Genomic DNA, 4,263 nt, shown 5'->3' with positions numbered 1-4,263 from the left:
GCCTGAGCGGCCTTCCGCGTCTTCAGGGCCCGCAGGGCTCTTAGTGCACGTTTGTTTGCCGGCGGCGGGGTCCGACGGGGTCCTGGGTCGGCCTGGTTGATTCGCGCGGTCCCGGTGCCGTGGTTCAGCGGCCTGCCTTTGTTCTTCCAGAGTGCGTCGATCGATTGAGGGATACGAGAATGGGTGCCTCCGCACAGGGTCTGTGGGATCTGATGTCCGGCCAGCTGGGGGTCTGGTACGCGCAGCAGCTCGCGCCCGACAATCCGGCGTACAACATCGGTGACTGCACGGAGATCCGCGGCGAACTCGACGCGGACCTCTTCGTGCGTGCGCTGCGCCGTACGGTGCAGGAGGCGGAGGCTCTCCGGCTGCGCCTGTGTGTGGAGGGCGGTACGCCGCGGCAGTTCCTGGGGGAGGCCGGGGAGGTTCCGGTCCACGTGGCGGATCTGCGGGGGGAGGCCGATCCGCGTGCGGTGGCGCAGGAGTGGATCCAGGCCGATCTGGACACGCCGGTGGAGCTGGTGGGTGGGGCTCTGTCGGGACATGCGTTCTTCGTGCTCGGGTCGGACCACTACCTGTGGTACCAGCGTGCTCACCACATTGTTCTCGACGGTAACGGTCTGTCGCAGTTCGCTGAGCGGCTGTCCCAGGTGTACGGGGTGCTGCGGGCGGGTGGGGATCCGGCCGAGAGTGCTCTGCGGTCGGTGTCGGAGCTGATCGAGACCGACGAGGTCTACCGGGATTCGCAGGAGCGTGACCGGGACCGGCGGTTCTGGCTGGAGGCGTTCTCGGACCATGAGGAGGAGGCGGCGTCCGAGGCGCCGATGGGGCGGCACCTCGCCGGCCGGCCGCTGACCCACCAGCAGGATCTCGGAGTCGATGCGACCGCGCGGCTGCGGGCTGCCGCGAAGCGGCTTCGGGTCAGCTTCGCCGGTTTGGTGATCGCCGCGTCTGCCGTCTACCAGCACCGGTCCACCGGGGCGCAGGACGTCGTGCTCGGAGTGTCGGCCAGCGGCCGCACGAGCATGCGTGAGGTGGGTATCCCCGGCATGACCTCGAACATCATGCCGATCAGGCTCAGGGTCCGTCCGGGCATGTCCGTCGAGGAGCTCGCGCGGCAGACGCAGCGAGCGGTCCGGAGCGGTCTGCTTCACCAGCGCTACCAGTACCCGGACCTGCTCAGGGACCTGAAGCGGGTCGGCGGCACCCCGCTGTACGACATGATCGTCGACGTCATGGTGGCCGACCGCCGGATCGGGTTCGGCGACTGCGCGATCACCTGGACCGCCCTCTCCAGCGGGCCTGCCGAAGGCCTGAAGATCGACGTGTTCGGCAAGCCGGCCGAGGGCGGCGTGCAGACCCTCATCGAGATGAACCGCGAGCACTACGACGCCGAAGCGGCGGCGTCGGTGAGCCGCCGCTTCCTGGCCGTGCTGGACTGGCTCAGCAGCGCCGAGGCCACCGCCTCGGTCAGCACCGTCGACCTGCTCGACCCGGCTGAGCGCCGGCTGGTGCTGGAGACCTGGAACGACACCGCGGTACCCGGTGAGGCCCTGCCGGTACCGCAGCGGTTCGCGGCCCAGGTGGCCGCGACGCCGCAGGCGGTTGCCGTGGTGGCCGACGGCGTGGCGGTGTGCTACGCCGAACTGGACGCGCGAGCCAATCGGTTGGCGCACCACCTCGTCGCCCAGGGAGTCGGCGCGCAGTCGCTGGTGGGTCTGTGCCTGCCACGCGGCCTGCAGGCGATCGAGGCGATCCTGGCGGTGTGGAAGGCGGGGGCGGCGTACCTGCCGCTGGACCCGGCGTACCCGGCGCAGCGGCTCGGCCGGCTGCTGGCCGACAGCGGGGCCGGGCACGTGCTGGGCGAAGCGGCGCTGATCGGGGAGCTGGCGGCCCAGGACGTGCGCACGATCGCCCTGGATGACCCGGCGGTGCTGGCCGAGCTGATCGCACGACCCGACGGTTCGCCGGAACTCGACGTGATGGCCGACCAGTTGGCCTACGTGATCTACACCTCCGGCTCGACCGGCGAGCCCAAGGGCGTGGCTGTGACGCACCGCGGGCTCGCGAACTACGTGGCCTCGGTGCCGGGACAGGTCGGCTTCGGTGCGCCGGGCGGTAGGTATGCGCTGCTGCAGCCCACGGTGACGGACCTCGGCAACACCGTGGTGTTCGCGAGCCTGACGACCGGCGGTGAACTGCACGTCCTGCAGGAGGGTGCGGTGACGGATCCGTCAGCCGTCGCCCAGTACCTGGCGGAGAACCGCATCGACTTCGTGAAGGTGGTGCCCTCGCACCTGGCGGCGCTGGGCGCGGCAGCCGGCCTGGCCGCCCTGATGCCGGCCGGGGCGTTGGTGCTGGGCGGCGAGGCGGCGTCGCCGACGCTGGTCGCCGGACTGCTCGAAGTGGCGGGTGACCGTGGTGTGTTCAACCACTACGGGCCCACCGAGACGACCATCGGCGTGGTGGCCGGCCGCCTCGACCGGAAGTCGGCTGCCGCGGGTGCGGTGCCGCTCGGGGTGCCGGTGGCAAACACCCGTGCCTACGTGCTGGACGGGTCGCTGAGCCCCGTTCCGGTCGGCGTGGCGGGTGAGTTGTACGTGGCCGGTCCGCAGGTGGCGCGCGGGTACGTGGGGCGCGCCGGTCTGACCGCGCAGCGGTTCGTGGCCTGCCCGTTCGGCCCGGCCGGCGAGCGGATGTACGCGACCGGCGACCTGGTGCGCTGGACCACCGACGGTGAACTGGTGCACCTGGGCCGTACGGACGAGCAGGTGAAGGTGCGCGGCTACCGGGTGGAACCGGGTGAGGTGCAAGCGGTGCTGGCCGCGCACGAGTCGGTGGCACAGGCCGCCGTCGTCGTCCGCGAGGACTTCCCCGGCGACAAGCGCCTGATCGCCTACATCGTTCCCGCCGCCGCCGCTCGGACGGCTGACGCCGTGCGACTGAGTCAGCTCGTGCTCGTGTTCCTGGCCGAGCGGCTGCCGGGGTATCTGGTTCCCTCGGCGGTGGTGGTGCTGGACGCGCTGCCGTTGACGGCCAACGGAAAGCTGAACCGCGCCGGCCTGCCCGCTCCGGACTATCTGTCCTCCACCGCCGAGGCCGTCGGCCGCGGTCCGGCGACGGTGCACGAGGAGATCCTCTGCGGTGTGTTCGCGCAGGTGCTGGGAGTGGAGAGGGTCGGCGTCGACGACGACTTCTTCGCTCTGGGCGGCCACTCGCTGCTGGCGATCCGGCTGATCAGCCGGATCCGGACGGTCCTGAACGTCGAGCTGCCGATCCAGGTGTTCTTCGAGGTGCCGTCGCCGGCCGGGGTCGCGGCCTGGCTGGCCGAATCGGCGGTCGCCGAAGGGCGTGCGGCGCTGGTGCCGGCGGAGCGGCCGGAGCGGGTGCCGCTGTCGTTCGCGCAGCGCCGCCTGTGGTTCCTGGGGCAGCTGGAGGGTCCGAGCGTCACCTACAACGCCTCGGTGGCGCTGCGGCTGAGCGGAGAGTTGGACCAGCAGGCACTGGCGGCCGCGTTCACGGACGTGATCGGGCGGCACGAGGTGCTGCGCACGGTCCTTCCGGCGGTGGACGGTGAGCCGTATCAGCGTGTCCTGCCGGTGGAGGCGTGCGGGTTCGAGCTTGCGGTGGTCGAGGTGGCGTCGCAGGAGCTGGACGGGGCGGTGGCCGAGGCCGCGGGTTACGCGTTCGACCTGTCGGCGGAGATCCCGCTGCGGGCGACGGTGTTCGCGGTGGCGCCGCAGGAGCATGTGCTGGTGGTGCTGATGCACCACATCGCGGGTGACGGTTGGTCGACGGGCCCGATGCTGCGGGATGTGTCGGTGGCGTACGCGGCACGGTCGGGCGGTGCGGCGCCGGTGTGGGAGCCGCTGCCGGTGCAGTATGCGGACTACGCGTTGTGGCAGCGGGAGTTGCTCGGCGACGAGCAGAACCCGGACAGTGTGCTGTCCGGGCAGATGGCGTACTGGCGGGAGGCGTTGGCGGGGGCACCGGAGGAGTTGGAGCTGCCGACCGATCGCCGGCGCCCGGCGGTCGCCTCGTACCGTGGGCACGAGGTGCCGCTGGATGCCCCGGCCGAGTTGCATGCGCGGGTGCTGGAGGTGGCGCGTGAGCGGGGGGTGACCCTCTTCATGGTGCTGCAGGCGGCGTTGGCGGTCACCCTGAACCGGATCGGCGCGGGCGCGGACATCCCGATCGGGTCGCCGGTCGCCGGTCGCACCGACGAGGCGCTGAACGACCTGGTCGGGTTCTTCGTCAACACCT

General features: G+C 71.3%; 1 protein-coding gene. It reads left to right on the top strand.

Going from position 1 to position 4,263, the window contains the following annotated elements; translation table 11 throughout:
* Nucleotides 1-179 precede the first annotated feature (179 nt).
* A partial coding sequence (locus VR45_RS40290; RefSeq protein ID WP_045944944.1) for a non-ribosomal peptide synthetase occupies nt 180-4,263 on the top strand: 4,084 nt, incomplete at its 3' end.

Source organism: Streptomyces sp. NRRL S-495 (assembly GCF_000966955.1).
Taxonomy (GTDB): Bacteria; Actinomycetota; Actinomycetes; order Streptomycetales; family Streptomycetaceae; genus Kitasatospora; species Kitasatospora purpeofusca.
The sequence above is the reverse complement of the archived record's forward strand: the minus strand, read 5'-3'. Positions and strand labels throughout refer to the sequence as shown.